This is a genomic window from Phycicoccus avicenniae, assembly GCF_050496545.1.
Taxonomy (GTDB): domain Bacteria; phylum Actinomycetota; class Actinomycetes; order Actinomycetales; family Dermatophilaceae; genus Phycicoccus; species Phycicoccus avicenniae_A.
On record NZ_JBNVZV010000036.1, the window covers coordinates 12756 to 35710 of the forward strand.

Annotated in this window: 26 protein-coding genes; 16 read left to right on the top strand and 10 right to left on the bottom strand. The window is 73.6% G+C overall.

Going from position 1 to position 22955, the window contains the following annotated elements:
- Window positions 1-5: 5 nt before the first annotated feature.
- From ACQZ2A_RS20115 to ACQZ2A_RS20145, 7 genes are all read left to right on the top strand, one after another.
- Window positions 6-1133 (top strand): 8-amino-7-oxononanoate synthase, encoded by a 1128-nt coding sequence (locus tag ACQZ2A_RS20115; RefSeq protein ID WP_430214550.1) that lies wholly within the window; start codon window positions 6-8, stop codon window positions 1131-1133.
- 4 nt (window positions 1134-1137) lie between these two features.
- Complete coding sequence (gene bioD / locus ACQZ2A_RS20120; RefSeq protein ID WP_430214552.1) at window positions 1138-1845, top strand: dethiobiotin synthase; 708 nt, start codon at window positions 1138-1140, stop codon at window positions 1843-1845.
- Window positions 1846-1887: 42 nt separating this feature from the next.
- Complete coding sequence (locus ACQZ2A_RS20125) at window positions 1888-2403, top strand: low molecular weight protein-tyrosine-phosphatase (RefSeq protein WP_430214554.1); 516 nt, start codon at window positions 1888-1890, stop codon at window positions 2401-2403.
- Between the two features lie 61 nt (window positions 2404-2464).
- Complete coding sequence (gene purB / locus ACQZ2A_RS20130) at window positions 2465-3913, top strand: adenylosuccinate lyase (RefSeq protein ID WP_430214555.1); 1449 nt, start codon at window positions 2465-2467, stop codon at window positions 3911-3913.
- Complete coding sequence (locus tag ACQZ2A_RS20135) at window positions 3910-4398, top strand: GNAT family N-acetyltransferase (protein ID WP_430214557.1); 489 nt, start codon at window positions 3910-3912, stop codon at window positions 4396-4398. Before purB ends, ACQZ2A_RS20135 begins: the two co-directional genes overlap by 4 nt.
- A gap of 170 nt (window positions 4399-4568) precedes the next feature.
- Window positions 4569-5201, top strand: coding sequence for a hypothetical protein (locus ACQZ2A_RS20140; protein ID WP_430214558.1), 633 nt, complete (start codon window positions 4569-4571; stop codon window positions 5199-5201).
- Window positions 5202-5305: 104 nt separating this feature from the next.
- Complete coding sequence (locus ACQZ2A_RS20145; RefSeq protein ID WP_430214559.1) at window positions 5306-5710, top strand: MmcQ/YjbR family DNA-binding protein; 405 nt, start codon at window positions 5306-5308, stop codon at window positions 5708-5710.
- A gap of 89 nt (window positions 5711-5799) precedes the next feature.
- On the opposite strand, the gene ACQZ2A_RS20150 is transcribed toward ACQZ2A_RS20145, so the two are convergent.
- From ACQZ2A_RS20150 to ACQZ2A_RS20165, 4 genes are all read right to left on the bottom strand, one after another.
- Window positions 5800-6696 carry a carbohydrate ABC transporter permease gene (locus ACQZ2A_RS20150; RefSeq protein ID WP_430214561.1) on the bottom strand — a complete coding sequence of 299 codons (897 nt, stop codon included), beginning with the start codon at window positions 6694-6696 and terminating at the stop codon, window positions 5800-5802.
- Window positions 6696-7538, bottom strand: coding sequence for a carbohydrate ABC transporter permease (locus ACQZ2A_RS20155; protein ID WP_430214563.1), 843 nt, complete (start codon window positions 7536-7538; stop codon window positions 6696-6698). Before ACQZ2A_RS20155 ends, ACQZ2A_RS20150 begins: the two co-directional genes overlap by 1 nt.
- Before the next feature lie 89 nt (window positions 7539-7627).
- Window positions 7628-8974: an ABC transporter substrate-binding protein gene (locus tag ACQZ2A_RS20160; RefSeq protein ID WP_430214565.1), complete on the bottom strand. Its 1347-nt coding sequence runs from the start codon at window positions 8972-8974 to the stop codon at window positions 7628-7630.
- Window positions 8975-8989: 15 nt separating this feature from the next.
- Entirely contained in the window at window positions 8990-9910 is a 921-nt protein-coding gene (locus tag ACQZ2A_RS20165) for an SIS domain-containing protein (RefSeq protein WP_430214567.1), read from the bottom strand.
- 120 nt (window positions 9911-10030) lie between these two features.
- Between ACQZ2A_RS20165 and ACQZ2A_RS20170 the strand changes: the two genes are divergently transcribed.
- The gene (locus tag ACQZ2A_RS20170; protein WP_430214569.1) at window positions 10031-11092 is read left to right on the top strand and encodes an amidohydrolase family protein; all 1062 of its coding nucleotides are present in this window, start codon (window positions 10031-10033) and stop codon (window positions 11090-11092) included.
- Here the strand turns inward: ACQZ2A_RS20170 and ACQZ2A_RS20175 are convergent.
- The 3 genes from ACQZ2A_RS20175 to ACQZ2A_RS20185 all read right to left on the bottom strand — a co-directional run bounded on the left by ACQZ2A_RS20175 (window position 11089) and on the right by ACQZ2A_RS20185 (window position 13044).
- Complete coding sequence (locus ACQZ2A_RS20175) at window positions 11089-11436, bottom strand: type II toxin-antitoxin system PemK/MazF family toxin (RefSeq protein ID WP_430214570.1); 348 nt, start codon at window positions 11434-11436, stop codon at window positions 11089-11091. The two genes, ACQZ2A_RS20170 and ACQZ2A_RS20175, sit on opposite strands and share 4 nt — an antisense overlap.
- Window positions 11423-11653 (bottom strand): ribbon-helix-helix domain-containing protein, encoded by a 231-nt coding sequence (locus ACQZ2A_RS20180; RefSeq protein WP_430214572.1) that lies wholly within the window; start codon window positions 11651-11653, stop codon window positions 11423-11425. The genes ACQZ2A_RS20175 and ACQZ2A_RS20180 overlap by 14 nt, the downstream gene beginning before the upstream one ends.
- An 83-nt stretch (window positions 11654-11736) precedes the next feature.
- Window positions 11737-13044, bottom strand: coding sequence for an alpha-glucosidase/alpha-galactosidase (locus ACQZ2A_RS20185; protein WP_430214574.1), 1308 nt, complete (start codon window positions 13042-13044; stop codon window positions 11737-11739).
- Window positions 13045-13177: 133 nt separating this feature from the next.
- On the opposite strand from ACQZ2A_RS20185, the gene ACQZ2A_RS20190 reads away from it, so the two are divergent.
- The 5 genes from ACQZ2A_RS20190 to ACQZ2A_RS20210 all read left to right on the top strand — a co-directional run bounded on the left by ACQZ2A_RS20190 (window position 13178) and on the right by ACQZ2A_RS20210 (window position 18558).
- A complete protein-coding gene (locus ACQZ2A_RS20190) occupies window positions 13178-13978 on the top strand; it encodes a DeoR/GlpR family DNA-binding transcription regulator (RefSeq protein ID WP_430214576.1) in 801 nt (266 codons plus the stop codon).
- Entirely contained in the window at window positions 13975-14943 is a 969-nt protein-coding gene (locus ACQZ2A_RS20195; RefSeq protein ID WP_430214577.1) for a carbohydrate kinase family protein, read from the top strand. The genes ACQZ2A_RS20190 and ACQZ2A_RS20195 overlap by 4 nt, the downstream gene beginning before the upstream one ends.
- Window positions 14944-14977: 34 nt before the next feature.
- Window positions 14978-15826, top strand: a complete 849-nt coding sequence (locus ACQZ2A_RS20200; protein WP_430214579.1) for a class II fructose-bisphosphate aldolase — start codon at window positions 14978-14980, stop codon at window positions 15824-15826.
- A gap of 70 nt (window positions 15827-15896) precedes the next feature.
- Window positions 15897-16208, top strand: a complete 312-nt coding sequence (locus ACQZ2A_RS20205; protein ID WP_430214581.1) for a metal-sensitive transcriptional regulator — start codon at window positions 15897-15899, stop codon at window positions 16206-16208.
- Window position 16209: 1 nt separating this feature from the next.
- Window positions 16210-18558: a heavy metal translocating P-type ATPase gene (locus ACQZ2A_RS20210; RefSeq protein WP_430214582.1), complete on the top strand. Its 2349-nt coding sequence runs from the start codon at window positions 16210-16212 to the stop codon at window positions 18556-18558.
- 64 nt (window positions 18559-18622) lie between these two features.
- On the opposite strand, the gene ACQZ2A_RS20215 is transcribed toward ACQZ2A_RS20210, so the two are convergent.
- Together ACQZ2A_RS20215 and ACQZ2A_RS20220 are read right to left on the bottom strand one after the other, a co-directional pair.
- Window positions 18623-19249, bottom strand: coding sequence for a VOC family protein (locus ACQZ2A_RS20215; protein WP_430214584.1), 627 nt, complete (start codon window positions 19247-19249; stop codon window positions 18623-18625).
- Between the two features lie 111 nt (window positions 19250-19360).
- On the bottom strand, window positions 19361-20176 hold the full coding sequence (locus ACQZ2A_RS20220; protein WP_430214586.1) for a TrmH family RNA methyltransferase: 816 nt from the start codon (window positions 20174-20176) through the stop codon (window positions 19361-19363).
- A gap of 87 nt (window positions 20177-20263) precedes the next feature.
- Here ACQZ2A_RS20220 and ACQZ2A_RS20225 point away from each other — a divergent pair, with 87 nt between their 5' ends.
- Window positions 20264-20998, top strand: coding sequence for a phosphatase PAP2 family protein (locus tag ACQZ2A_RS20225; RefSeq protein ID WP_430214588.1), 735 nt, complete (start codon window positions 20264-20266; stop codon window positions 20996-20998).
- Window positions 20995-21693 (top strand): phosphatase PAP2 family protein, encoded by a 699-nt coding sequence (locus ACQZ2A_RS20230; RefSeq protein ID WP_430214589.1) that lies wholly within the window; start codon window positions 20995-20997, stop codon window positions 21691-21693. The genes ACQZ2A_RS20225 and ACQZ2A_RS20230 overlap by 4 nt, the downstream gene beginning before the upstream one ends.
- On the opposite strand, the gene ACQZ2A_RS20235 is transcribed toward ACQZ2A_RS20230, so the two are convergent.
- Window positions 21678-22469 carry a DUF1206 domain-containing protein gene (locus tag ACQZ2A_RS20235; RefSeq protein ID WP_430214591.1) on the bottom strand — a complete coding sequence of 264 codons (792 nt, stop codon included), beginning with the start codon at window positions 22467-22469 and terminating at the stop codon, window positions 21678-21680. The two genes, ACQZ2A_RS20230 and ACQZ2A_RS20235, sit on opposite strands and share 16 nt — an antisense overlap.
- A gap of 85 nt (window positions 22470-22554) precedes the next feature.
- On the opposite strand from ACQZ2A_RS20235, the gene ACQZ2A_RS20240 reads away from it, so the two are divergent.
- Window positions 22555-22955 (top strand): gamma carbonic anhydrase family protein (locus ACQZ2A_RS20240; RefSeq protein WP_430214593.1); only part of this gene is annotated, 401 nt, incomplete at its 3' end.

Here is a 22955-nt window from a genome sequence, read left to right on the forward strand (position 1 = left end):
AGGACGTGACCGGCCCGCTCGACTGGATCAGGGATGCCGCCGCGGCCCGCGCCGAGGCGGGGCTCACCCGACGCCTCGTGCCGACCAAGGCGCAGGACGTCGTCGACCTCGCCGGCAACGACTACCTCGGCCTGCGCCACCACCCGGCCGTCGTCGCCGGCGCCGTGGCCGCGGTCGAGACCTACGGCACCGGCGCGGGGGCATCGCGGCTGGTCACCGGAACCCTCGACGTCCACGAGGAGCTCGAGGGCGCGCTCGCCGCGCTCACCGGCGCGCCCTCGGCCCTCGTGCTCTCCAGCGGGTACGCGGCCAACCTCGCGGCGCTGACCGTGCTCGCCGACGCCGGCACGATGGTCGTCAGCGACGAGCACGCGCACGCCTCCCTCATCGACGGCTGCCGGCTCTCCCGCTCGGCGGTCACCGTCTCCCGCCACAACGACCTCGAGCACGTCGCCGAGCTGCTGGCCCGTCGCGAGACGCCGCGGGCCGTCGTCGTCGCCGAGTCGGTGTACTCGGTGCTCGGCGACGCCGCACCGGTCGAGGACCTCGTCGCCCTGACCGCCGAGGCCGGTGCGCTGCTCGTCATCGACGAGGCGCACGCGCTGGGGGTCGTGGGGCCGGGCGGGGCCGGCCTGGTGGCCGCCTCCGGTGCCGCGCAGGCCGAGCACGTGGTCGTCACCACGACGCTCTCGAAGTCGCTCGCGGCGCAGGGCGGCGTCGTCCTCGCCTCTCCCGTCGTGCGCGACCACCTCGTCAACACCGCACGGCCGTTCATCTACGACACCGGTCTGGCGCCCGGGTCGGCCGGTGCGGCGCTGGCGGCGCTCGGCGTCCTGCGCGACCACCCCGAGCTCCCGGCTCGGCTGCACGCCAACGCGACCCGCCTCGCCGAGGCGTGCGGTGTCCCGGCTCCCGCCGGCGCCGTGATGTCCGTACCCATGCCGGGCCCGCACGAGACCGTCGAGGCCGTCGAACGCGCCGCCGCCCTCGGGGTGCGCGTCGGCGCGTTCCGGCCGCCGTCGACGCCCGACGGGTCGTCGCGGCTGCGCATCACGGCCCACGCCGACCACACCGAGCACGACCTCGACCGCGCGTGCTCCGTCCTCGCCGACCTCGTGCCCGTCGGCGCGTGAGCGCGTGACCGACCCCCGCTCGCTGCCCTCGGTCGTCCTCGTCACGGGGACGGGCACCGACGTCGGCAAGACCGTCGCCACCGCCGCCCTGGCCGCCCTCGTGCGTGGCCGCGGCAGCACCGTGGCGGTGGTCAAGCCGACCCAGACCGGGCTGGTCGAGGGCGAGCCCGGGGACGTCGACGAGGTGCGCCGCCTCGTCGGCGACGACCTCGCCGTCCACGAGCTCCTGCGCCTGCGCGACCCGCTCTCGCCCGAAGCCGCCGCCCGGCGCGAGGGCGTCGCCCTGCCGCCGGTCGCGGTGCACGCCAAGCGGATCGGCGAGCTGGCGGGCGCCTCCGACGTCACGTTGGTCGAGGGTGCGGGTGGGCTCTTCGTGCGGATGGACTCGCGGGGTGGCACGCTCGCCGACCTCGGGACCGCCCTGCGCTACAAGGGGATCAGCTGCGGGGTCGTGCTCGTCGCCTCCGCCGGGCTCGGGGTGCTCAGCACCGCCGCGCTCACCGCCGAGGCGCTGGCGGCCCGGAGCATCCCGCTGCTGGGCGTGGTGGTCGGGTCGTGGCCGGCCGAGCCGGGGCTCGCCGAGACCGAGAACCTCCACGACCTGCCGCGCGTCACCGGTGCGCCGCTGTGGGGTCGCATCCCGGAGGGGGCCGGTGCGCTGACGGCGCCGGAGTTCACCGCGGCCGCCCCCGGCTGGTTCGACATCACCTGACCCGGCGGCCCCGTCCCCGCCCCGGGCGGGGAGGATGGGGGCATGTCGGCCTCCGAGCACCCCTACCGCGTGACCGTCGTGTGCCACGGCAACATCTGCCGCTCGCCGATGGCCGAGTTCCTCCTCCGCGAGGCGTTCGACGACGCCGGGCTCGGCGACCGGGTCGAGGTCGACTCCGCCGGCACCTCGGCCGAGGAGCTCGGCAACCCCGTGCACCCGCGCACGGTCGCCGTCCTCCGCCGGCACGGCCACCCCGACGTGGGATGGGGCGAGCACCGGGCACGCCAGTTCCGGGCCGAGATGTTCGACGCCTCCGACCTCGTCCTGGCCGCCGACCACCCGCACGCCGACCGGCTGGGCCGCCTCGCCCGCGACGAGGACGACGCCGCCACGGTCCGGCTGGTCCGTTCCTTCGACCCCGCCGCCGTGGCCGCGGGCGAGCTCGGGATGGACGACCCCTGGTACGGCGGCGACGCCGAGTACGAGCAGACCTACGAGGAGATCCGGGCCGCCGTGCCGGGCATCGTCGAGCACGTGCGCGCCGCCCTCGACGGCTGAGCGGCGCCCGGGCGGCGGACCGGCCCGGCGCCCGGTGCCGCCGCTCTGGGAGGATGGACGCATGCCCAGCACCACCTCGACCACCACCGGCCTGTCGCACGCGCGGAGCCTGGGGGACCTCGCCCCGCCGATCGCCCTCGGGGCCCTCGACGGCCGCTACCGCGGGGTCGTCGCGCCGCTGGTCGACCACCTCTCCGAGCCCGCGCTGAACCGGGCGCGCGTGCACGTCGAGGTCGAGTGGCTCGTGCACCTCACCGAGCACGAGGTCGTCCCGGGCGTGCGTCGCCTCACCGACGCCGAGAAGGAGGCCCTGCGCGAGGTCGTCGCCTCCTTCGGCGCCGACGAGATCGAGGAGATGGCCGCCACCGAGCGGGTCACCCAGCACGACGTCAAGGCCGTCGAGTACTTCCTCAAGGCCCGGCTGCGCGACATCGCCCCGGCCCCCGAGGACGCCGGTCTCGCCGAGCTCATCCACTTCTGCTGCACGAGCGAGGACATCAACAACCTCTCGTACGCGGTGATGGTCAAGGGTGCCGTCCACGACGTCTGGCTGCCCCGCGCCACCGCGCTCGTCGAGAAGCTCACCGAGATGGCGCGCGAGCTCGCCGACGTCCCGCTGCTCGCGCACACCCACGGCCAGCCCGCGACACCCACGACGATGGGCAAGGAGCTCGCCGTCCTCGCCTGGCGCCTGCGCCGGCAGCTGCGCCGCATCGAGGACGCCGAGTTCCTCGGCAAGACCAACGGCGCCACCGGCACCTACGGCGCGCACCTCGCGGCGGTGCCGGGCGCCGACTGGCAGGACGTCAGCCGCACCTTCGTCGAGCACCTCGGGCTCACCTGGAACCCGCTGACCACGCAGATCGAGAGCCACGACTGGCAGGCCGAGCTCTACGCCGACCTCGCCCGCTTCAACCGGGTGCTGCACAACATGTGCACCGACGTCTGGACCTACATCTCGCTGGGCTACTTCGCGCAGGTGCGCGGCCAGGGCACGGTCGGGTCGAGCACGATGCCGCACAAGGTCAACCCGATCCGCTTCGAGAACGCCGAGGCCAACCTCGAGGTCTCCAACGCGCTGTTCGACGTGCTGGCCTCGACGCTCGTCCAGAGCCGGCTGCAGCGCGACCTCACCGACTCCTCGATGCAGCGCAACATCGGCTCGGCGTTCGGCCACGGCCTGCTCGCCATCGACAACGCCCACCGCGGGCTCGACGGCCTCGACGCCGTCCCGTCCGCGATGGCCGCCGACCTCGACGCCAACTGGGAGGTGCTCGGCGAGCCGGTGCAGTCGGCGATGCGGGCGCTCGGCGCGCAGGGCGTCCCCGGGATGGACGAGCCGTACGAGCGCCTCAAGGAGCTGACGCGCGGCCGGCGCATCGGGCAGGACGACCTCGTGACGTTCGTCCGCGGGCTCGGGCTGCCGGCCGAGGTGGAGGAGCGGCTCGCGGCGATGACGCCCGCGACGTACGTCGGGCTGGCGCCCGAGCTGGTCCAGCACCTGCCGTGACCGGTGCCGCGGCGGAGGCGGCGGGGGCGGCGGTCATCCGGCTCGCCGACCCCGACGACCCGCGCGTGGCGGCGCTCGTCGCCGAGCACCTCGAGGAGATGGAGCCCACAGCACCCCCCGAGAGCCGGCACGCGCTGACCGTCGACCGGTTCCGTTCTCCCGCAGTGCGCCTCTGGGTGGCCGAGGCGGGTGACGCGCTGGTCGGCTCGGTGGCGCTCCAGGACCTCGGCGGCGGCCACCTCGAGCTGAAGACGATGCGCACGAGCCGGTCGGTGCGCGGCACCGGCCTCGGCCGCCGGCTGCTGCTCCACGCCCTCGCCGAGGCCCGGGCGGCGGGCGCCACGCGGGTCAGCCTCGAGACCGGCTCCTCCGACGTCTTCGCCCCGGCTCGCGCGCTCTACCGCGCCCACGGATTCGTCGGGTGCGAGCCGTTCGGCGACTACCGCCCCGACCGGCACAGCACCTTCCTCACCCTGCCCCTCTGACCCGGACCGCCGACGCCGACCGTCGGTGATGTGCGAGGATCCGCCCAGTCGTCACGAGGGGGGTCGTCATGGGGGCACGGTCAACAGCGGTCGGGTGGGGAGGCGTCGCACTGACGGTCGCCCTGTCGGTGAGCGGGTGCACGTCGAGCCCATCGCCGTCACCGAGACCCGTGGCGAGTGCCGGAGCTTCGAGCGCCTCCTCCTCGCCGAGCCCCTCACCGACACCCCCACCGGGCCCAGTCGACACCCGGCGGTTCTTCACCGACCTGCGAGCCCAGGTCGACGCGCAGGACAGCGTCCGGGTCGCGCTCGAGTCGCCGTACGAGTCCATCTTCGCCGAGTTGCAGCCGTCGACGAACTCGGCTCGCATCACGCTCCACGACCCTGACCAGTGGCTGAACGTCGTCATCATCGGGAAGCGGTACTGGACCAACGACGAGGAGAAGTCCGGCGCCCCGTGGATCCCGGTCGCACAGCCGCCGGGGGCGGTCCAGGAGGCGCTCCCGGCATACCAGTTCGAGCAATGGCGTTCCGGCGCACGGTCGGTGACCCGCGGGCAGACCGAGACCGTCGAAGGGCACCAGATCACCTCCTACTCGATCGTCGTCAAGGCCGAGCAGGCCTACCAGGTCTTGGGCCTGCAGCCACCCACCAGCGGACCGCCGACGGTCACCGTCCTGCTCCGGCTCGACGAGAGAGGTCTGCCCACGCGGGCGACAGCCGCCGTCGAGGACGGCAGCCTCGACATCGAGTACATCGACTGGGGCGCCCCTATCGAGGTCGTGGCGCCGCCGGTCGGGTGACTGCAGCCTCTGCCTCTCTCCGCGAACGTGTGTGAACTCGCCGGGAGAACGCGGCGTGTTCACACACGTTCCGCGGAAGGGGTCCGGCGTGGGAGGGTGACGGGATGGTGACCCAGGACCCGAAGCCCGTCGACCGCGACGACCTCGACGGCATCGCGATGGCACTGCCCGACGTCACGCGCGAGGGCACCGACGAGCTGCCGTCGTACGCGGTGCGCGGCAAGGGGTTCGTCACGTGGCGCGGCCCCCGCAAGGACGCCGTCGAGCCCGACACCGGCGAGCGGATGCCGGACGTCATCTGCATCGTCACCCCCGGGCAGGAGGACAAGGAGGCCATCCTCCAGCTCGGCGAACCCTGGTTCACGACACCGCACTTCGACGGCTACGACGCCGTGCTGGTGCGCGAGCGCGACCTCGGAATGCTCGACTACCTCGAGCTCGCCGAGATCGTCACCGACGCCTGGGCGACCAGGGCACCGAAGAAGCTCGTCAAGGAGCACCTCGGCTGACGCCCCGCCCCCCCCGGCGACGTGTGTGGACACGCCGGGGATCCACGGCGGGTCCACACACGTTCGCGGGGGAGACGGCGGCGGGCGAATCAGCCCTTGAGGCCGCTGAAGGTCATCGTCGCCACGAAGTGCCGCTGGGCGAGCAGGAAGAAGACCACCATCGGCATCGTCGCGACGACGTTGCCGGCCATGAGCAGCGACCACTCGGTGCGGCGCTGGCCCTGGAAGTTCGCCAGCCCGAGCTGGATCGTGTACCAGCGGTCGTCGTTGATGGCGATGAGCGGCCAGATGAGGTCGTTCCACGAGCCGAGCAGCGTGAAGATCGCCAGGGTGGCCAGCGCCGGCTTCGCCAGCGGCAGCACCACCCGCCAGAACACCCCGAACGCGCTGCATCCGTCGAGCCGCGCCGCCTCCTCGAGCTCCCGCGGCAGCGACAGGAAGAACTGGCGCATGAGGAACACCCCGAACGCCGACGTCAGCCACGGGAGGATCACTGCCGGAAGGGTGTTCACGACGCCGATCTTCGTGAACATGATGTAGGTGGGGATCATCAGCAGCTGGGTCGGGATCATGATCGTCCCGACGAGCAGCACGAACGACACCCCTCGCCCGGCGAAGCGCAGCCGCGAGAAGCCGTAGCCGGCCATCGAGCACAGGACGAGGTGGGCGAGGATGGCCACGCTCGCCACGACGACGCTGTTGAAGAGCCACTGCAGGACGTCGGACTCCTGGAACAGCCGGACGTACCCCGCGACCGTCGGGTGCTCGGGGAAGAACGTCGGCGGCACCCGTCGGATCTCGGCGTCGGTCTTCAGCGACGCCAGGACCATCTGCACCAGCGGCATGACGAAGACGAGCGCCAGCGGTGCGAGGAGCAGGTGGTACGGGCTGAACGGCAGTCGCCGGCGGGCCCGCCCCTCATGCGGCTCCGGCGGCGCGGCCGGAGCCCCGTCGCCCGTCGTGGTCGGCACGGTCGTGAGCGCCATCAGAAGGCCTGCACCTTCGCGAAGCGCGAGTACAGGATCATCGCGAGCGTGATGACCATGGTCAGCGCGAACAGCACGTAGGCCACCGCCGACCCGTACCCGAAGTTCAGCTGCTTGAAGGCCTGCTCCCACAGGTAGTACACGATCGTCTTCGTCGACTCCACCGGCCCGCCGCGCGTCGTCGTGTAGACGAGGTCGAAGAGCTGCAGGGAGCCGATGAGCTGCCAGATGGTCGTGAAGACCGTGACCGGCGTCAGCTGCGGCAGCACGACGTGCCAGAAGACCTGCCGGCGACCGGCGCCGTCGACCACCGCCGCCTCGACGAGGTCTCGCGGGATGTCCTGCAGCGCAGCGAGGTACACGACGACCGTGAACCCGAGCGAGGCCCAGAGCGACATCAGCGCGATCACCGTCATCGCCTGGTTCGGGTCCTCGAGGAAGCGCTGGGCGGGCAGGCCGAGCCGGCGCAGCAGGTTGTTGACGAACCCGAACTGGGGGTCGAAGAGGTAGTTCGCGAGGATGCCCGTCGCCGCCGCCGACGCGACGAAGGGGACGAAGATCGCGGTGCGGTAGAGGCCGATGAAGCGGATCCGGCGGTTGAGGGCCATCGCGATGCCGAGCCCGAGCAGCACCGACGTCGGCACGTAGAGCACGGTGAAGAAGAGCGTGTGCAGCGCGGCCGAGGTGAGGTCGGGGTCGTCGGCGATCCGTTCGTAGTTGCGGAACCCGACCCCACGGGCCTGCGAGAAGCCGTTCCACTTCAGCTGCGACAGGTAGAACGCCCAGCCGGCCGGGAAGAGGGACAGCCCGAGGATGACGAGGGTCGAGGGGCCGATGAACATCCAGCCCGTGGCCGCCCGCCGCGCCCCGCCGACGGCCCGCCGCCGGACGCGCGCCCCGAGGGGACGCGGCGGGGCGGGAGCCGAGGCGGTCACTGGTCGGCCAGCGCCCGGTCGGCGGCCTTCGCGGCCTCGTCGAGGGCGGACTTGACCTCGCCCTCCCCCTGGAGCAGCCGGGCGACGGCCTTGCCGTAGGCGGCCGAGAGGCCGACGTAGCCCTCGACGGTGGGCCGCTTGTTCTTCGCGTTCTCGAGGTTCGTCGCGAGCAGCTCGTAGCCCGGCGTCACCTTGGCCTTGGCCTGGAACTCGGGGCTCTGGATCTCCGAGGAGCGCAACGGCAGGTTGCCGAACACGACGTTCCACGTGAGGTCCTGCGCGGGGTCGGTGAGGAACCGGATGAACTGGTAGGACCAGTAGGCCCGGTTGCGGTCCTGGTGGTCGAAGAGCACCCAGAGGTCCGGCCCGGAGACGGTCTGGTGGTCGCCGTCGGTCCCGGGGAGGAGCGTCACGCCGTAGTCGGTCTTGGCGCCGCCGACGTCGAAGAGGGCCCACGGCCCGGTGATGAGCATGGCGATGTTGTTGCTCGCGAAGAGCCCGATCGCCTTCTCCGCCGTCTGGTCGAGGTACACCGACTTGTCCTCGACGGCCATGTCCCGCCAGAACTGCACGGCCCGGACCCCGGCGTCGGAGTTGAAGGTCGCGCTCTTCTCGTCGGAGGAGAGGATCTGTCCGCCGTTCTGCCAGAGCTGGGGCCACATCGCCCAGGTGGTCCCCTCGCCGCCGGTCACGTCGAAGGAGGTGCCGAAGACGTTGCGCGAGGGGTCGCTGAGCTTCTTCGCGGTGGCGCGGAACTCGTCCCAGGTCATCTGCTCGGTCGGGTACTCGACACCGGCGGCGTCGAAGAGGGTCTTGTTGTAGAAGAGGGCGAGGTTGTCGACGAGCGCCGGGAAGCCGATGGTGCGCCCACCGGGGCTGGCCGTCTCCCGGGCCGCCGCGGAGATCTCGTCCCACTTCACCGCCGGGTCGGCGACGTCGGCGCTGATGTCGAGCGTCTTGCCCGAGGCCCCGAGCTCGCTGGCCCAGGACCCGAAGGCATAGGAGATGTCGGGGTAGGTCCCCGCCGCGAACCCGGCGCTCAGCTTCTGGAGCAGGTCGTCGGTCGTCGCCGCACCCGAGGACGAGCGGATGCTCACGTTCGGGTGCTGCTTCGTGAACGCGGCGACCTTGGCGTCGAGGATCTTCTGCGCGTCGGACTCCTGGCCGGTCCACCACACCAGCTCGACCTTCGCGTTCGGGTCCTCCGCGGCGAGGGGCGTGGCCGAGGAGGACGGGCCCGAGTCCGTGGGCTCCGGGTCCACCCCGGCGCAGCCGGCCAGCGCCAGCGGGGTGAGGACCGCGAGGACCAGCGCGGACCGGCGGGTGGGACGGGATGCGGTCATGGTCGGGCTCCTTGGTCAGCTGCGCACGGCATCCGGGGCGTCGAGGACGACGCTGCGGGTCAGGTGGCGGGGGCGGTCGGGGTCCAGCCCCCGGGCGGCCGCGAGGTCGACGGCGAACCGCTGCGCGAGGACGAGCTCGACGAGCGGGTCGTGGGCGGACTCGCGCACGGTGGCGCCGACCGCCCGGATGTCCTCCGCGAGGCCGGTCGGCGTGGGGCCCATCACCCACACGTGGCTCGACGGGCCCGCGACGGCGATCGGCCCGTGTCGGAAGTCCAGCGCGGGGTAGCTCTCGGCCCAGGCCTGGGCGGCCTCGCGGATCTTCAGGGCGGCCTCGTCGGCCAGCCCCTGGTGCCATCCCCGCCCCAGGTACACGAAGTGGTCGGTGCCGCTCGGGTCGGGGCGCTCGCCGGCCAGGGCCTGCTCGCACGCGGCCGGCAGGTGCTCGACGCGCTCGCCGAACGCGGACCGGCCGAGGAGGAGCACGGTCGTCGGGAACCGGGTCTGGACGACGGAGTGCTCGTCGGCGGCCGTGAGCGCCACGACGTCGTCGGCCAGGTCGTCGACCGGCATCCCCTCGACGGCCGTGACGGCGACGAGCCGGGTCCGCCCGCGCAGCCCCTCCATCGCCTCCAGGACCTCGGTCGTGGTGCCCGAGCGGGTGATCACGACGACCCGGTCGTAGGTGCGGGGGCCGGGCGGCAGCTCGGACCCGTAGGCCCAGTCGCTCTCGCCGAGGCCGGCCGCCTCGCGCAGGACGGCGAGCGAGTGGGCGACGAACGCGGAGGTGCCGCACCCGAGGAAGAGCACGCGCTCGCCGGGGGCGGCGAGGGGGGACCCGGTGGCGGCTCCTCCCGAGAGGACCTCCTGCCACAGCGCGGGCTGGCTGTCGATCTCGGCCCGGGTGAGGGCGCCGGGGGTGGGGGTGGTCGTCATGTCGACCCATGGTGCTGACGCGGGCCGCCCGTGGCGCGGTTCGCTCAACCGACCTGCGCGCTCGCTCGGCGTCGTTGCGCGTTTCGGGAGCGGTCGGTGCGGACCCGGCACGCTGGCCGGGTGAGCGACCTGCCGCTGCACGCCTTCCGGCCCCGCGACCGCCTGACCCGCACGCGCACCAGCGTGCCGCGCCCGGCGGTGCCGGCGATCGACGCCCACAACCACCTGGGCACCTGGCTCTCACCGGACGGCGGATGGCTCGTGCCGTCGGTCCCCGACCTGCTCGCGACGATGGACGACCTCGGGGTCGAGCGGGTCGTCAACCTCGACGGCCGCTGGGGGGCCGAGCTCGAGGCGAACCTGGCGCGCTACGACCGCGCGCACCCGGACCGGTTCACCACGTTCTGCCACGTCGACTGGCGGGCGCTGGCCGCCGGCGACGACAGCCGGGCGCTGGTGGCCGACCTCGACGCCTCGGTCGCGGCCGGGGCGCGGGGTCTGAAGATCTGGAAGGACCTGGGGCTCGAGGTCCGCGACGAGCGCGGCGCCCTGGTGCGCCCGGACGACGAGCGCGTCGTCCGGGTCGTGCAGCGCGCGGGCGAGCACGGCATCCCGGTCCTCATCCACACGGCGGACCCGGTGGCCTTCTTCGACCCGCTCGACGCCACCAACGAGCGCCTCGAAGAGCTTGCGGGGCAGCCGGACTGGTGGTTCGGCGACCGCGGCCGCCATCCGTCGTTCGAGGACCTGATGGCGTCGCTCGACCGACTGCTCGCCGCCTGCCCCGGCACCACGGTCATCGGCGCCCACGTCGGCTGCCACGCCGAGGACCTCGCGGCGGTGGGGCGGATGATGGATGCCCACCCGACCTTCCACGCCGACCTCGGCGGGCGGCTCGGGGAGATCGGACGGCAGCCGCGGGCCTTCGCGCGGTTCGTGGCCGCCCACCCCGACCGCGTCCTCTTCGGCACCGATGCCCACCCGCCCGAGCCCCAGGCCTACCGCAACCTGTACCGGTTCCTCGAGACCGAGAACGAGCACTGGCCGTACGACGGCGCGGACGACCCCGACGCGGACGCCGACCCGGGGTCGCAGGGCCGGTGGCGGGTCTCGGGGGCGGGCCTGGACCCCGCCCTGCTCCCGGCGCTCTACCGCGAGAACGCCCTGCGCCTCGGGCTCTAGAGCTGGAAATGGATGCGGAGGGCGTCGTCCAGCCGCGCCAGCAGATGAGCGGGAACGCGGCCGATGACCGGCCCGAGGCGCTCCACCGAGACCGACCGGACCTGCTCGCACTGCGCCTTCGAGTCGACGCGCAGACCGGTGCCCTCCGCGTCCAGCAGGACCTGGAACGGGTACACCCGGGCGACGTTGCTGGTGACCGGCACGATCGTGACCACCCCCCTGCCCAGGCGTGCCGCACTGGCGTTGGCGCGGTCGTTGCTCACGATCACGGCCGGCCGGCGCTTGTTCGCCTCGCCGGCGCGCGCCGGGTCCAGGTCGGTCAGGCGGATCTCACCGCGCAGCATCGGCGAGCCCGTCCGCGGCGGTGACCTCCCACGCCGCGGCCTCACCGGATGCCTCCCACTCGTCCCAGGCCGCGGCGTAGGCATCCTCGAGTGCGGGGTCCTGCAGCATCCGGATGGCGTGCTGGATGGCGGCCGAACGGGACGGCGCACCGGCCGCCCGCACGTAGCGATCCAGAGCGGCGACGTCCTCGTCGGGCAGGCTGATGCTCAGCTTCATGCCAGTGATGCTACTCCGGTAGTACTGATAGTGCTACCGCCGGATCCCCCCTACGCCACGCCGGAGCTGTGCGTTCGACGGCCTCAGACGCTGACGCGGGCCCGGGCCCACTCGGGCAGCAGGTCGCCGTGGGCCTCGACGAGGGCGTCGCACATCGCGAAGACGTCGTCGACGGCGAGGGTCGCCGAGGTGTTCGGGTCGACCAGCACGGCCTGCCGGACCATCAGCGGGTCCTCCTCGAGGGCGGCCCGCACGGTCAGCCCGGCGACGTCCAGGAACGCGTGGTTCAGCGCCGCGCACTGGGGCGGGAGCGACCCCATCGGCTGCGGGTGGATGCCGCGCGCGTCGACGGTGCACGGGACCTCGACGCAGGCTCCCTCGGGCAGGTTGTCGACCAGCCCGCGGTTCGGCACGTTGCCGTGGATCTCCACCGGCTCGTCGAGCGTCATGGCGCGCACGACCTGGGGCGCGTACTCGGCGACCTCCTCCGGCAGGTCGAGGTCGCCGCCGGCGTCGAGCACCTCGCGCGTGTGCTCGTACTCGCGCACGTTGTCCTCGCTGATGCCGAGGTAGTCGCCGACGGGGATGCGCAGCCGCTCGACCTCGGCGTCGTCGTGGAGGTACCACGGCACGTACTCGCTGGAGTGCTCGCTCGTCTCCGTGGGGTACCAGCCGAGGCGCCGGAACATGTCCACACGCACGCGGCGGCGCAGCTCGGGGTCGGCGGCGATGCGCTCGCGCAGGCGCGGGTAGAGGTCCTCGCCGCGGTGGCTCCACTCGAGCAGCCAGGCCTGGTGGTTGACCCCGGCCGCGCGGTAGGCCACCTCCTCGACGGGGACACCGAGGAGCTCGGAGAGGTCGTGCACGGTCCAGTAGACGCTGTGGCACAACCCGACTGCCGGCACCTGCGGCGCCGTCTCGGAGAGCCACCACATGTTCATCGCCATCGGGTTCGTGTAGTTGAGCAGGTGGGCGCCGGGGCAGACGCGGGTCATGTCGTCGGCGATCGCACTGAGCACGGGGAAGGTCCGCAGCGCCCGGAACACCCCGCCGACGCCGAGCGTGTCGCCGATGGTCTGCCGCACCCCGAACCGTGCCGGGACCTCGAAGTCGGTGCGGGTGGCGGCGATCCCCCCGACCTGGACCATGTTCACGACGAAGTCCGCGCCGTCGAGGGCGGCCGCCCGCTCGGTGGTCGCTGTGACCCGCGGCGCGGTACCGGTGCGCGCGGCCAGGTGCTCCGCGGTGCGCCGGGCCGTCTCGAGCCGCTCCTCGTCGTCGTCGTGCAGCGAGACCTCGAGCTCGGCGAGCTCGGGCACGCGGAGGAGGTCGTGGAGCAGCTGTCGGGTGAACACGACGCTCCCGGCGCCGACGAACGCGATGCGGGTCATGCGGCGATGCTGCCCAGCCGCGCGGACCGTGGCACCGATCCGCACGCCGGCGGTGCCCGGATGCGCAACGGTGTTGCGCGTTTTCCGGACCGTTCGCGCACCGCGTGCTGCACTGGCGCCGATCATGGACGTCATGACCTCGCTCCCGAGCTCGCCGCGCACCCAGGTGTCCGACCGTCGGACCTCCCGGCTCGCCGCGATCCTCGCGCTGCTCACCGAGCGCGGGACCGTGACCGTCACCCAGCTCGCCGCCGAGCTCGACGTCTCGCAGGCGTCGCTGCGGCGCGACCTCGCGGTCCTCGAGGCCCAGGACCTCCTCAAGCGGGTGCACGGCGGTGCCACCTGCCGGGTGCTGGCCGGCGAGATGCCGGTCCGGTACCGCGACGGCCAGCGCCGCGACGCCAAGGCCCGCATCGCCGCCGCCTGCGTCGAGGCCATCCCGCGCCGGGCGATGGCGGTGGCCATCTCGGGCGGCACGACCACCACCGAGGTCGCCCGGCGCCTGCACGACCGCTCCGAGCTGACCGTCGTGACCAACGCGGTGAACATCGCCACCGAGCTCGCGACGAGCCCCCGCCTGCGCGTGATCATCGCCGGCGGGACGATGCGCTCGGAGAGCTACGAGGCGGTCGGCGCGTGGACGGAGCGGTTCATCGAGGGCCTGAACTTCGGCGTGACCGTGATGGGTGTCGACGGCATCTCGGTCGCCGGCGGGCTGACGACGCACGACGCGGTGGAGGCGCGCACCGACCAGAAGATGGCCGAGCGCTCCCAGCGGCTCTTCGTCGTCGCCGACGCGAGCAAGATCGGGCGCGTCGTCCTCTCGCCGATCGTCCCGGCCTCGCGGGTGTCGATGCTCTTCACCGAGGTCGGGGCGCCGGCCGACGAGGTCGCCCGGCTGCGCGCGGCCGGCGTCGAGGTCCACCTCGTATGACCACCGCGCCCCTCGACGTCCTCGTCCTCGGCGAGGCCAACCCGGACCTCGTCCTCCGGGGTGACGTCGTGCCGCGCTTCGGGCAGTCCGAGCAGCTGCTCGAGCACGCCGACCTCGTGCTCGGTGGGTCGGGGGCCATCACGGCCCACGCCCTGGCGCGGCTCGGGCTGCGCGTGGGCCTGATGGCCCGGGTCGGCGACGACGTCTTCGGCACCGAGACGCTGCGGCTGCTGCGGGACGGCGGCGTCGACTGCTCGTGGGTGGAGGTCGGGCCGGAGCCCACGGGCCTGTCCGTGGTGCTCTCGGACGGCTCCTCCCGGGCCACGCTCACCCTCGTCGGGGCCATCGACGCGCCACCGCCGGACTGGTACTCGGTGCAGGACGTGCCACCAGCACGCCATCTGCACGTCTCCTCGTTCTTCCTCCAGCGCCGGCGGGCGGCGGCCCTGCCCCGGCTGCTGCCCTTCGTCCGCGCGGCTGGTGCCCGCATCTCGCTCGACACCAACCTCGACCCCGACGGCCGGTTCCCGGGCCTCGCCGAGGTGCTGCCGCTCGTCGACCTGCTCCTCCCCAACGCCGAGGAGTGCCTCGCCACCGCGCGGGCCCTGGACGGCGAGGCGCCCGCCGACCTCGCCGCGGCGGCGCGCAGCCTCGCCGCCCGCGGGCCGACCGTGGTCGTGAAGAACGGCGCCGACGGTGCGCTGCTCGTCGGCGCCGACCGGGTGCTGCACGAGCCGGGCACGCCGGTCGACCCCGTCGACACCACCGGTGCCGGTGACACGTTCGACGCGGCGTTCGTGGCGGCCCTGCTGGGCGGCCACCCCGAGGACGAGGCGCTGCGCCGGGCCTGCGCGGCCGGGGCGCTCTCGACCCGGCACAGCGGCGGCACGGCCGGGCAGCCGACCGCGGCCGAGCTCGATGCCGCCCTCCGCGCCCCCGCCCGCACCGCCGACCTGCACCCCTGACCCCGCCAAGCCCCGTCCCACCGGAGGACCGCCCGTGCCCCTGACCACCACCGCCGAGCTCGTCGGCGCCGCCGCCGGCTCCGGCCGCGCCGTCCTCGCGTTCAACGTCGTCACGCTCGAGCAGCTGGGGGGGGTCCTCGCTGGCGCCGAGCGCGCAGGGCATCCTGTCGTCCTCCAGGTGAGCGAGAACGCGGTGGCCTTCCACGGCGGGCGGGTCGGGCCGCTGGCCGCCGCCTGCCGGGTGGCCGCGGAGGAGTCGGCCGTCGCGGCCTCGCTGCACCTCGACCACGCGACCGACCTCGACCTCGTGGCCGGCGCTGCCGCACACGGCTTCTCGTCGGTGATGGTCGATGCCAGCCGCCTGCCGCACGACGAGAACGTCGCCGTGACGGCACGGGCCGCCCGCGAGCTCCACGACCAGGGCCTCTTCGTCGAGGCCGAGCTCGGCGAGGTCGGCGGCAAGGACGGCGCCCACGCCCCGGGGGTGCGCACCGACCCGGGCGAGGCAGCGGCGTTCGTCGCGGCGACCGGGGTGGACGCGCTGGCCGTCGCCGTCGGCAGCAGCCACGCGATGGCGACCCGCACCGCCCGCCTCGACCACGACCTCGTCGCCCGGCTGCACGCGGCCGTCCCCGTCCCGCTCGTCCTCCACGGCTCCAGCGGCGTCCCCCCGGAGGACCTACGCCGGGCGGTCGCGGCGGGCATGACCAAGGTCAACGTGGGCACGCTCCTCGGGCTGGCCTTCACCGCCGCGGTCCGCGACCGGCTGTCCGCCGACCCCTCCGCGACCGACCCGAGGCGGTACCTTCGAGAGGCACGCGAGGCCGTCGCGGAGGCCGTGGCCCAGACCCTCGCCGACGTCCACGCCGACCCGGCCTCCTGACCCGCGGAGGCGTCGAGGGAGCACGCTCCCCCGGTTCGCGCTGGATACCCCACAGGGGTATGGTGGAGGCATGACCGCCACCGACCCCGCTCCCCCGGTGCACCCGGGCTACTCCGACACCAAGGAGGCCCACCTCAAGCGGCTGCGCCGCATCGAGGGGCAGGTGCGCGGCATCGCGCGGATGGTCGACGAGGAGGCCTACTGCATCGACGTCCTCACCCAGGTGAGCGCCGTGACGCGTGCCCTGCAGGCGGTCAGCCTCGGTCTGCTCGAGGAGCACGTCGCGCACTGCGTCGTCGACGCCGCGCGCGAGTCCGACGAGGCCGCCGCCGTCAAGGTCGACGAGGTCGTCGCCGCCGTCACCCGACTCGTGAGGAGCTGACGTGACCCAGACCGCCGAACGCCCGGCCGGCGAGGTCCACGAGGTCGACCTCGCCATCACCGGGATGACCTGCGCCTCGTGCTCGGCGCGCATCGAGCGGAAGCTCGGCCGGCTCGAGGGCGTCGACGCCGTCGTCAACCTCGCCACCGAGAAGGCCACCGTCCGGTGGACCGGCCCGCTGACCGTCGCCGACATCGTCGCCACGGTCGAGCGCACCGGCTACGGCGCCGAGCCGATCGGTTCCTCGGACCCCGCCACCGCGCAGCGTCCACGACCTGACGAAAGTGTCGATTCGCGTACGTCCGAGCGTCCAAGAACTGACACATTCGTCGATTCCCGTACGCCGGACGACGGGAGCCCGGCCGAGCGGGCGGTCGCCCCCGTCGCCCACCACCAGGTCACGCGCCAGGACGACCTGCGTCGCCGCGCGGTGCTCGCCGGGGCCCTCACCCTGCCGGTCGTCGTCCTCGCGATGGTCCCCGGGGCCGACGTGCCCGCCGAGCCGTGGGTGCAGCTTGCCCTGGCCACGCCGGTCGTCCTCTGGGCGGGCTGGCCGTTCCACCGCGCCGCCGCCCGTAACGCGCGCCACCTCGCCTCGACGATGGACACCCTCGTCTCCCTCGGCGTGCTCGCGGCCTGGCTGTCCTCGGTCGCCGTCGTCCTGCTCGGCCGCGCGGGCACGGGCATGGGCGCCATGGGCGCCGACGCATCGCACCTGTGGTTCGAGACGGCCACCGTCGTCACGACCTTCCTGCTCGTCGGCCGCTGGATGGAGGCGCGCGCCACCGACCGCACCCGCGACTCGCTGCGCGGCCTGCTCGACCTCGGCGCCAAGGACGTCGCCGTCCTGCGCACCGACGCCGGCAGCGGTGCCACGGTGGAGGAGCGCGTCCCCGTCGAGACCCTCGTCGTCGGCGACCGGTTCGTCGTCCGGCCCGGCGAGAAGGTCGCCACCGACGGCACGGTCCGCGACGGCCGCAGCGCCCTCGACGCCTCGCTCGTCACCGGGGAGTCCCAGCCGGTCGAGGTCGGCCCCGGCAGCGAGGTCACCGGCGGCACGGTCAACAGCACCGGCCGGCTCGTCGTCGAGGCCACGCGCGTGGGTTCCGAGACCACGCTGGCCGGGATCGCCCGGCTCGTCGAGCGCGCCCAGACCTCCAAGGCACCGGTCCAGCGGCTCGCCGACCGCGTCTCGGCGGTGTTCGTCCCCGTCGTCCTCGCGCTGGCGCTGCTGACCTTCGTCGGCTGGTGGATCGGGTCGGGCGAGGCCGGACGGGCCCTCGAGGTCGCGGTCTCCGTCCTCGTCATCGCCTGCCCCTGCGCCCTCGGGCTGGCAACTCCCACAGCGCTGCTCGTCGGCACCGGACGCGGCGCGCGGCTCGGCATCCTCATCAAGGGCGCCGACGTCCTCGAGGACACCCGGCGCATCGACACCGTCGTCCTCGACAAGACCGGCACCGTCACCTCCGGCGAGATGACCCTCGTCGAGGTCGCCACCGTCGGCCGGCTGCCGAAGGACCAGGCGCTGCGGGCCGCGGCGGCCGTCGAGGCCGGCAGCGAGCACCCGGTCGCGCAGGCGGTCGTCACCGCCGCCCGCTCCCGCGCGCTCGCCGTCCCGGAGGCCACCGACTTCGTCGCGCTGCCGGGCTCGGGCGCGACGGCGCGGATCAAGGGCACCGAGGTGACCGTCGGGCGGGCCGACCTCTTCGCCGAGGTGCCGCGCGAGGTCGCCACCCCCTCGGCCGACGGCACCACGGTGTGGGTCGGCTGGGACGGCACGGCTCGCGCCTCGCTCACCGTGGCCGACACCGTGCGCCGCAGCTCCGCCCGCGCGGTCCGGGCCCTCGACGAGACCGGGCTCGTCTGCTACCTCCTCACCGGTGACCACGACCGCGCCGCCCTGAGCGTCGCGACGGCGGTGGGCATCCCGGTCGGGCGGGTGGTCGCCGACGTCCGCCCCGAGGACAAGCATGCGATGGTCGCCGACCTGCAGAAACGCGGTCGGGTCGTGGCGATGGTCGGCGACGGGGTCAACGACGCCGCCGCGCTGGCCCAGGCCGACCTCGGCATCGCCATGGGCAGCGGCACCGACGTCGCCGCGGAAGCCGCCGACATCGTCCTGCTGCGCTCGGAGCTGCCCGCGGTCGCCGACGCCATCGACCTCTCCCGGGTCACGCTGCGGACCATCCGGCAGAACCTCGGCTGGGCGTTCGGCTACAACGTGGCGGCCATCCCGCTCGCGGTCGCCGGGGTGCTCAACCCGATGGTGGCCGGCGCCGCGATGGCGCTCTCCAGCGTGCTCGTCGTCTCGAACAGCCTGCGGCTGCGCCGCTGGACGCCCCGCGGCTGACCCACGGACGACCGAGGGCCCCCACCGCGTGCGGTGGGGGCCCTCGGTCGGGTGGGGCGCCGGGTCAGATGGTGACCTCGCCCTGCGTCGTCTCGAAGGTGACGGCCATCAGGCCGGGGGTGCCGTGCGGGGACACGAACGAGAAGTCGATGACCGAGGACGTGTAGTCGGCGGGCAGGCCCAGCCAGTCACGGACGCGGTCGGGGTCGCCGGCGATGGTGAGCGACTCGATGGTCACGTCGTTGTCGGCCTCGCCGGAGGGGTGCGGCGTGCCGTCCTCCCAGGCGATGAAGAAGGGCAGCTGCGGGTCGGCCTGCAGGCCCTTGACGCCCAGCTGGCGCCAGCGCAGCTCGACCCCGTCGGGGCGGTGCCGGTTGCCGGCGACGGCCTCGCGGCCGAGGCGCTGCTCCTGCTCGGCCATGTCGTCGACCTGGACGACCCAGCCCCCGCCGGCCGCGGAGCGGGCCCGCACGACCTGCCCGAAGGGCGCCTTGTCGCTGGCCGGGTGGTCGAGCACCTCGACGACCTCGACGTAGCGCTCGTGCGCCAGGGGGAGGATGACGTTGCGCGTCCCGAAGCGCGGGTGGACTCCCCCGTCGACCGGCTCGACGCCGATCAGCTTCGCGAGACGCTGGGCCGTCGCGTGCACGCCATCGTGCTCGGCCGCATAGACGACGTGGTCAACTCGCATGCCGTTCATGGTCGCATATTGCGAGGGGTGCCCCTGACACGGGGCGGGAGGGTAGCGGCTCAGGGGTCACACGGGTCTCTGGAGCACCACCAGATGCCGCCTCTGAGACGCTCAGACCGCTCCGGCGGACCGCTGCCGCACGGCCTCGTAGAGCACGACCGCCGCCGAGACGCCGGCGTTGAGCGAGTTGACCCGCCCGGCCATCGGGATGCGCACCCGGGCGTCCGCGGCGGCGAGCGCGGCGTCGGTGAGACCCGTCTTCTCGGTGCCGACCGCGATGGCCACGGGTCCGCGCCAGTCGACGGCCGTGTGCAGCGTCTCGGTGTCGGGCGTGGTCGCGACGAGCCGGATGCCCCGGTCCCGCAGCCACCCGAGGACCTCGGGCAGCGGCGCGGCGACGACGGGCACGGTGAAGACGGTGCCCTTGCTGCCCCGGACGACGTTGGGGTTGCCCCAGTCGGTCACGGGGTCGGCGGCGACGACGGCCGCGGCCCCCGCGGCATCGGCGCTGCGCAGCACCGACCCGAGGTTGCCCGGCTTCTCCAGCCCCTCGACGACGACGACCAGGGGGTCAGCCGGCAGCTCGAGGTCGGCGAGCGCCACCCCGGCGACCGGCACGACGGCGAGGAAGCCGTCGGGGCCCTCGCGGTAGGCCACCTTCTCGAACGCCGCTCGCCCGCAACGGATCGTGCTCGACCCCAGCGCGCGCACGCGCTCGACGAGGCGACCCTGCGCGTCGGGGTCCTGCATCAGCTCGGGGCAGTGCAGGAGGAGGTCGGGGACGACACCGGCCTCGACGGCGAGGAGCAGCTCGTCGTAGCCGTCGACCACCGTCAGGCCCTCCTGCTCGCGGACGCGGCGGCGGCGCAGCGCGGCGACCGCCTTGAGGCGGGGGTTGGTCGCGGAGGTGACGTGGAGCTCGGCCATGGCCGGCACAGCATCCCACGGCCCCGTCCTCGGCCGACCGCGCACCGGCGCCGGTCGGGGGGGTCCGCGGTGCGGTAGACATGCCTGATGACCAGCACCGACGTGGCGGGGCCACCGCGCACCCGCGCCCGTCGACTCGGCCGCGCGGCCGGGTACGCGCTGGCCACCGCACTGGTCCTCTTCGGCGTCGGCTTCCTCGTCCGCAGCCGGTGGGACCCGCTGATCTCGTTCGACGACACCGTGATCGAGCGGCTCACCGACGTCACGCGCGACCACCTCGGCTTCCGCGACGCCCTGCTCGCCTGGCAGGAGGCCTTCCGGCCGGTCTACCTCCACGTCATCGGCACGGTGGTCTGTCTGCTCGTGTGGTGGCGCACCGGGATGCGGACGCGCGCGTGGTGGGCGTTCGCCACGCTCATGCTGTCGTGGTCGGTCGGCCTCGGCGCGAAGTACGTCTTCCAGCGCGCGCGTCCCGTCGTCGAGGATCCCGTGTCGGAGGCGCCCGGCTACTCGTTCCCGTCGGGCCACGCGGTCAACACCTCGGCGTGGGTGACCGTCCTCGTCGTGCTGCTCTGGCCGGTCGTGCGCTCCCGCGCCGGGCGGGCGCTCATGGTGCTCGTCGCCGCCGTCCTCGTCGTCGGCACCGCCTTCGACCGGATGTTCCTCGGCGTGCACTACCCCAGCGACGTCACGGTGGGCACGCTCACCGGCGTCGGCCTCGTGCTCGCCTCGTACGCCGGGTACGCGGGCTGGAACCCGCGCGACCCCCGCCCCGCGGACGACCCGGACGTCCCCGACCCCCACCCCCAGGAGCCCCGATGACCTACCTGACCCGCTGGGACGACGACACGTCGCGCCCGTCGTTCGGCGGTGCCGCACGCGACCTCGTCGTGCGCGCCGTGCTCCCCGCGGTGCCGCTGTTCGGCGTCATCGTGGCGATCGGGCTCGTCATCATGAAACCGCTGCGCGGCTTCGAGGCGGAGAACGACGTCAACCGCTGGTTCCAGGACCGACGCACCCCCACCGGCGAGGCCATCACCAAGGTGATGTCGATGGTCGGCAACACCGAGTACGTCATCGCGGTCGGTGTGCTCGTCGCGCTCGTCATCCTCTGGCGGACGAAGGCGTGGTGGTTCGCGGTCGTCCCCCTCATCGCGATCTCGGTGCAGGCCACCGTGTTCGTCATCGCGACGGCGGTGGTCGGCCGCCCCCGTCCCACGGTCGAGCGGCTCGACCCGACCCCGCCGACGTCGAGCTTCCCCAGCGGCCACGTCGGCGCCTCGACCGCGCTCTACGTCTCCTTCGTGCTCATGGCCACCCGCATCGGCAACCCCACGGTTCGCCGGGTGGTCATCGCGGTCTGCGTGCTGGCACCGCTGTGCGTCGCCTTCGCCCGCCTGTACCGGGGCGCGCACCACGTCACCGACATCCTCGTCGGCTTCGTCAACGGGATCGTCTGCGCGCTGCTCGCGTGGGGCTACCTGCGCCGGGACACCGGCGCTCAGAGCCGGGCGTAGCGCGCCCGCGCGAAGGAGTACACGCCGTACGCGGCGATGCCGAGCGCCACGACGGTCAGCAGCACCGGCCCGAAGCTCGCCTCCTTGAGGGTCTTCAGTGCGCCGTCGAGGCCCTGGGCCTTGTCGGCGTCGTGCTGGACGGCGGCGATGAGGAAGAAGACGCCGACGACCGCGAGCGCGACGCCCTTGGCGATGTACCCGGCCCGGCCGGCCTGCACCGCCCAGTCACCGGGGTGGCCGACGAGGTCCTCGAGGAACTTCTTCTTCCAGCCCTTGTAGACGTGGTAGCCGGCGATGCCGAGCACGACGAGGCCGAGCGCGCCGACGAGCACCTGCCCTGCGGGGCTGCCCATGAGGGAGGCGGTGACGTCCTCGGTCTGCTTCTCGCTCGAGCCGCCGCTCCCGAGGGCGACGACCTTGAAGGCCGTCCACGCGAAGAACGCGTACATGACGCCCTTGGCGACGAGCTTGACGCGGTCCGAGGTCTCGCCGTGGCTGATGGCGCCCTCGGTGACGTTCCAGACGGCGAGCAGGGCGAACCCGACGACCGCGACCCACAGCAGGGCCTTCCCGGTGCCGGAGGACGACAACGTGCTCAGCGCACCGGACTGGTCGGCGCTCGTGCTGCCGCCGCCGATGCCCCAGGCAACCTTGACGGCGATGTACCCGATGAGGAGGTGGAGGACGCCGACGATGGCGTACCCGACCCGGGCACCGTTCTCGACGACGGGACTCTCGTTGGCGTCCCGGGTGGCTCGGCTCACGTCGCTGCTCATGACCGGCCACTCTCCCACCCGCACGGTCGGTCGGGGCGGTCCGCGACGCATCCTTTTCGCGACGCGGTGGGGTAGGACAGGAGGCATGACCCTCGACATCCACCCCAGCGCCAGCGTGTCGCCCCACGCCGTCCTCCGCGGCGACGTCACCGTCGGCGCGGGGGCGCGCATCCTCGACCTGGTCGTCGTGCACGCCGTCGGCGGTCCCGTCGTCATCGGCGAGGACGTCGTCGTCATGGAGCACGCCGTGCTCCGGGGCCGGAGCGAGCACCCCCTCCTCATCGGTGACGCGGTGCTGGTCGGGCCGCACACCCACCTCAACGGGGCCCGCCTCGAGGACGAGGTGTTCGTCGCGACCGGAGCCTCCGTCTTCCCGGGGGCCGTGGCCGGCTCGGGCTGCGAGCTGCGGGTGAACAGCGTGCTCCACGTGAACTCGCGCCTCGAGCCGGGGACGGTCGTCCCGATCGGATGGGTCGCCGCCGGCGA

Coding starts and splice junctions, on each gene's coding strand:
- ACQZ2A_RS20125 (WP_430214554.1), top strand. CDS start 1,888: ATGTCGGCCTCCGAGCACCCCTACCGCGTGACCGTCGTGTGCCACGGC.
- purB (WP_430214555.1), top strand. CDS start 2,465: ATGCCCAGCACCACCTCGACCACCACCGGCCTGTCGCACGCGCGGAGC.
- ACQZ2A_RS20145 (WP_430214559.1), top strand. CDS start 5,306: ATGGTGACCCAGGACCCGAAGCCCGTCGACCGCGACGACCTCGACGGC.
- ACQZ2A_RS20150 (WP_430214561.1), bottom strand. CDS start 6,696: ATGGCGCTCACGACCGTGCCGACCACGACGGGCGACGGGGCTCCGGCC.
- ACQZ2A_RS20155 (WP_430214563.1), bottom strand. CDS start 7,538: ATGTTCATCGGCCCCTCGACCCTCGTCATCCTCGGGCTGTCCCTCTTC.
- ACQZ2A_RS20160 (WP_430214565.1), bottom strand. CDS start 8,974: ATGACCGCATCCCGTCCCACCCGCCGGTCCGCGCTGGTCCTCGCGGTC.
- ACQZ2A_RS20165 (WP_430214567.1), bottom strand. CDS start 9,910: ATGACGACCACCCCCACCCCCGGCGCCCTCACCCGGGCCGAGATCGAC.
- ACQZ2A_RS20175 (WP_430214570.1), bottom strand. CDS start 11,436: ATGCTGCGCGGTGAGATCCGCCTGACCGACCTGGACCCGGCGCGCGCC.
- ACQZ2A_RS20180 (WP_430214572.1), bottom strand. CDS start 11,653: ATGAAGCTGAGCATCAGCCTGCCCGACGAGGACGTCGCCGCTCTGGAT.
- ACQZ2A_RS20185 (WP_430214574.1), bottom strand. CDS start 13,044: ATGACCCGCATCGCGTTCGTCGGCGCCGGGAGCGTCGTGTTCACCCGA.
- ACQZ2A_RS20190 (WP_430214576.1), top strand. CDS start 13,178: ATGACCTCGCTCCCGAGCTCGCCGCGCACCCAGGTGTCCGACCGTCGG.
- ACQZ2A_RS20195 (WP_430214577.1), top strand. CDS start 13,975: ATGACCACCGCGCCCCTCGACGTCCTCGTCCTCGGCGAGGCCAACCCG.
- ACQZ2A_RS20205 (WP_430214581.1), top strand. CDS start 15,897: ATGACCGCCACCGACCCCGCTCCCCCGGTGCACCCGGGCTACTCCGAC.
- ACQZ2A_RS20215 (WP_430214584.1), bottom strand. CDS start 19,249: ATGCGAGTTGACCACGTCGTCTATGCGGCCGAGCACGATGGCGTGCAC.
- ACQZ2A_RS20220 (WP_430214586.1), bottom strand. CDS start 20,176: ATGGCCGAGCTCCACGTCACCTCCGCGACCAACCCCCGCCTCAAGGCG.
- ACQZ2A_RS20225 (WP_430214588.1), top strand. CDS start 20,264: ATGACCAGCACCGACGTGGCGGGGCCACCGCGCACCCGCGCCCGTCGA.
- ACQZ2A_RS20230 (WP_430214589.1), top strand. CDS start 20,995: ATGACCTACCTGACCCGCTGGGACGACGACACGTCGCGCCCGTCGTTC.
- ACQZ2A_RS20235 (WP_430214591.1), bottom strand. CDS start 22,469: ATGAGCAGCGACGTGAGCCGAGCCACCCGGGACGCCAACGAGAGTCCC.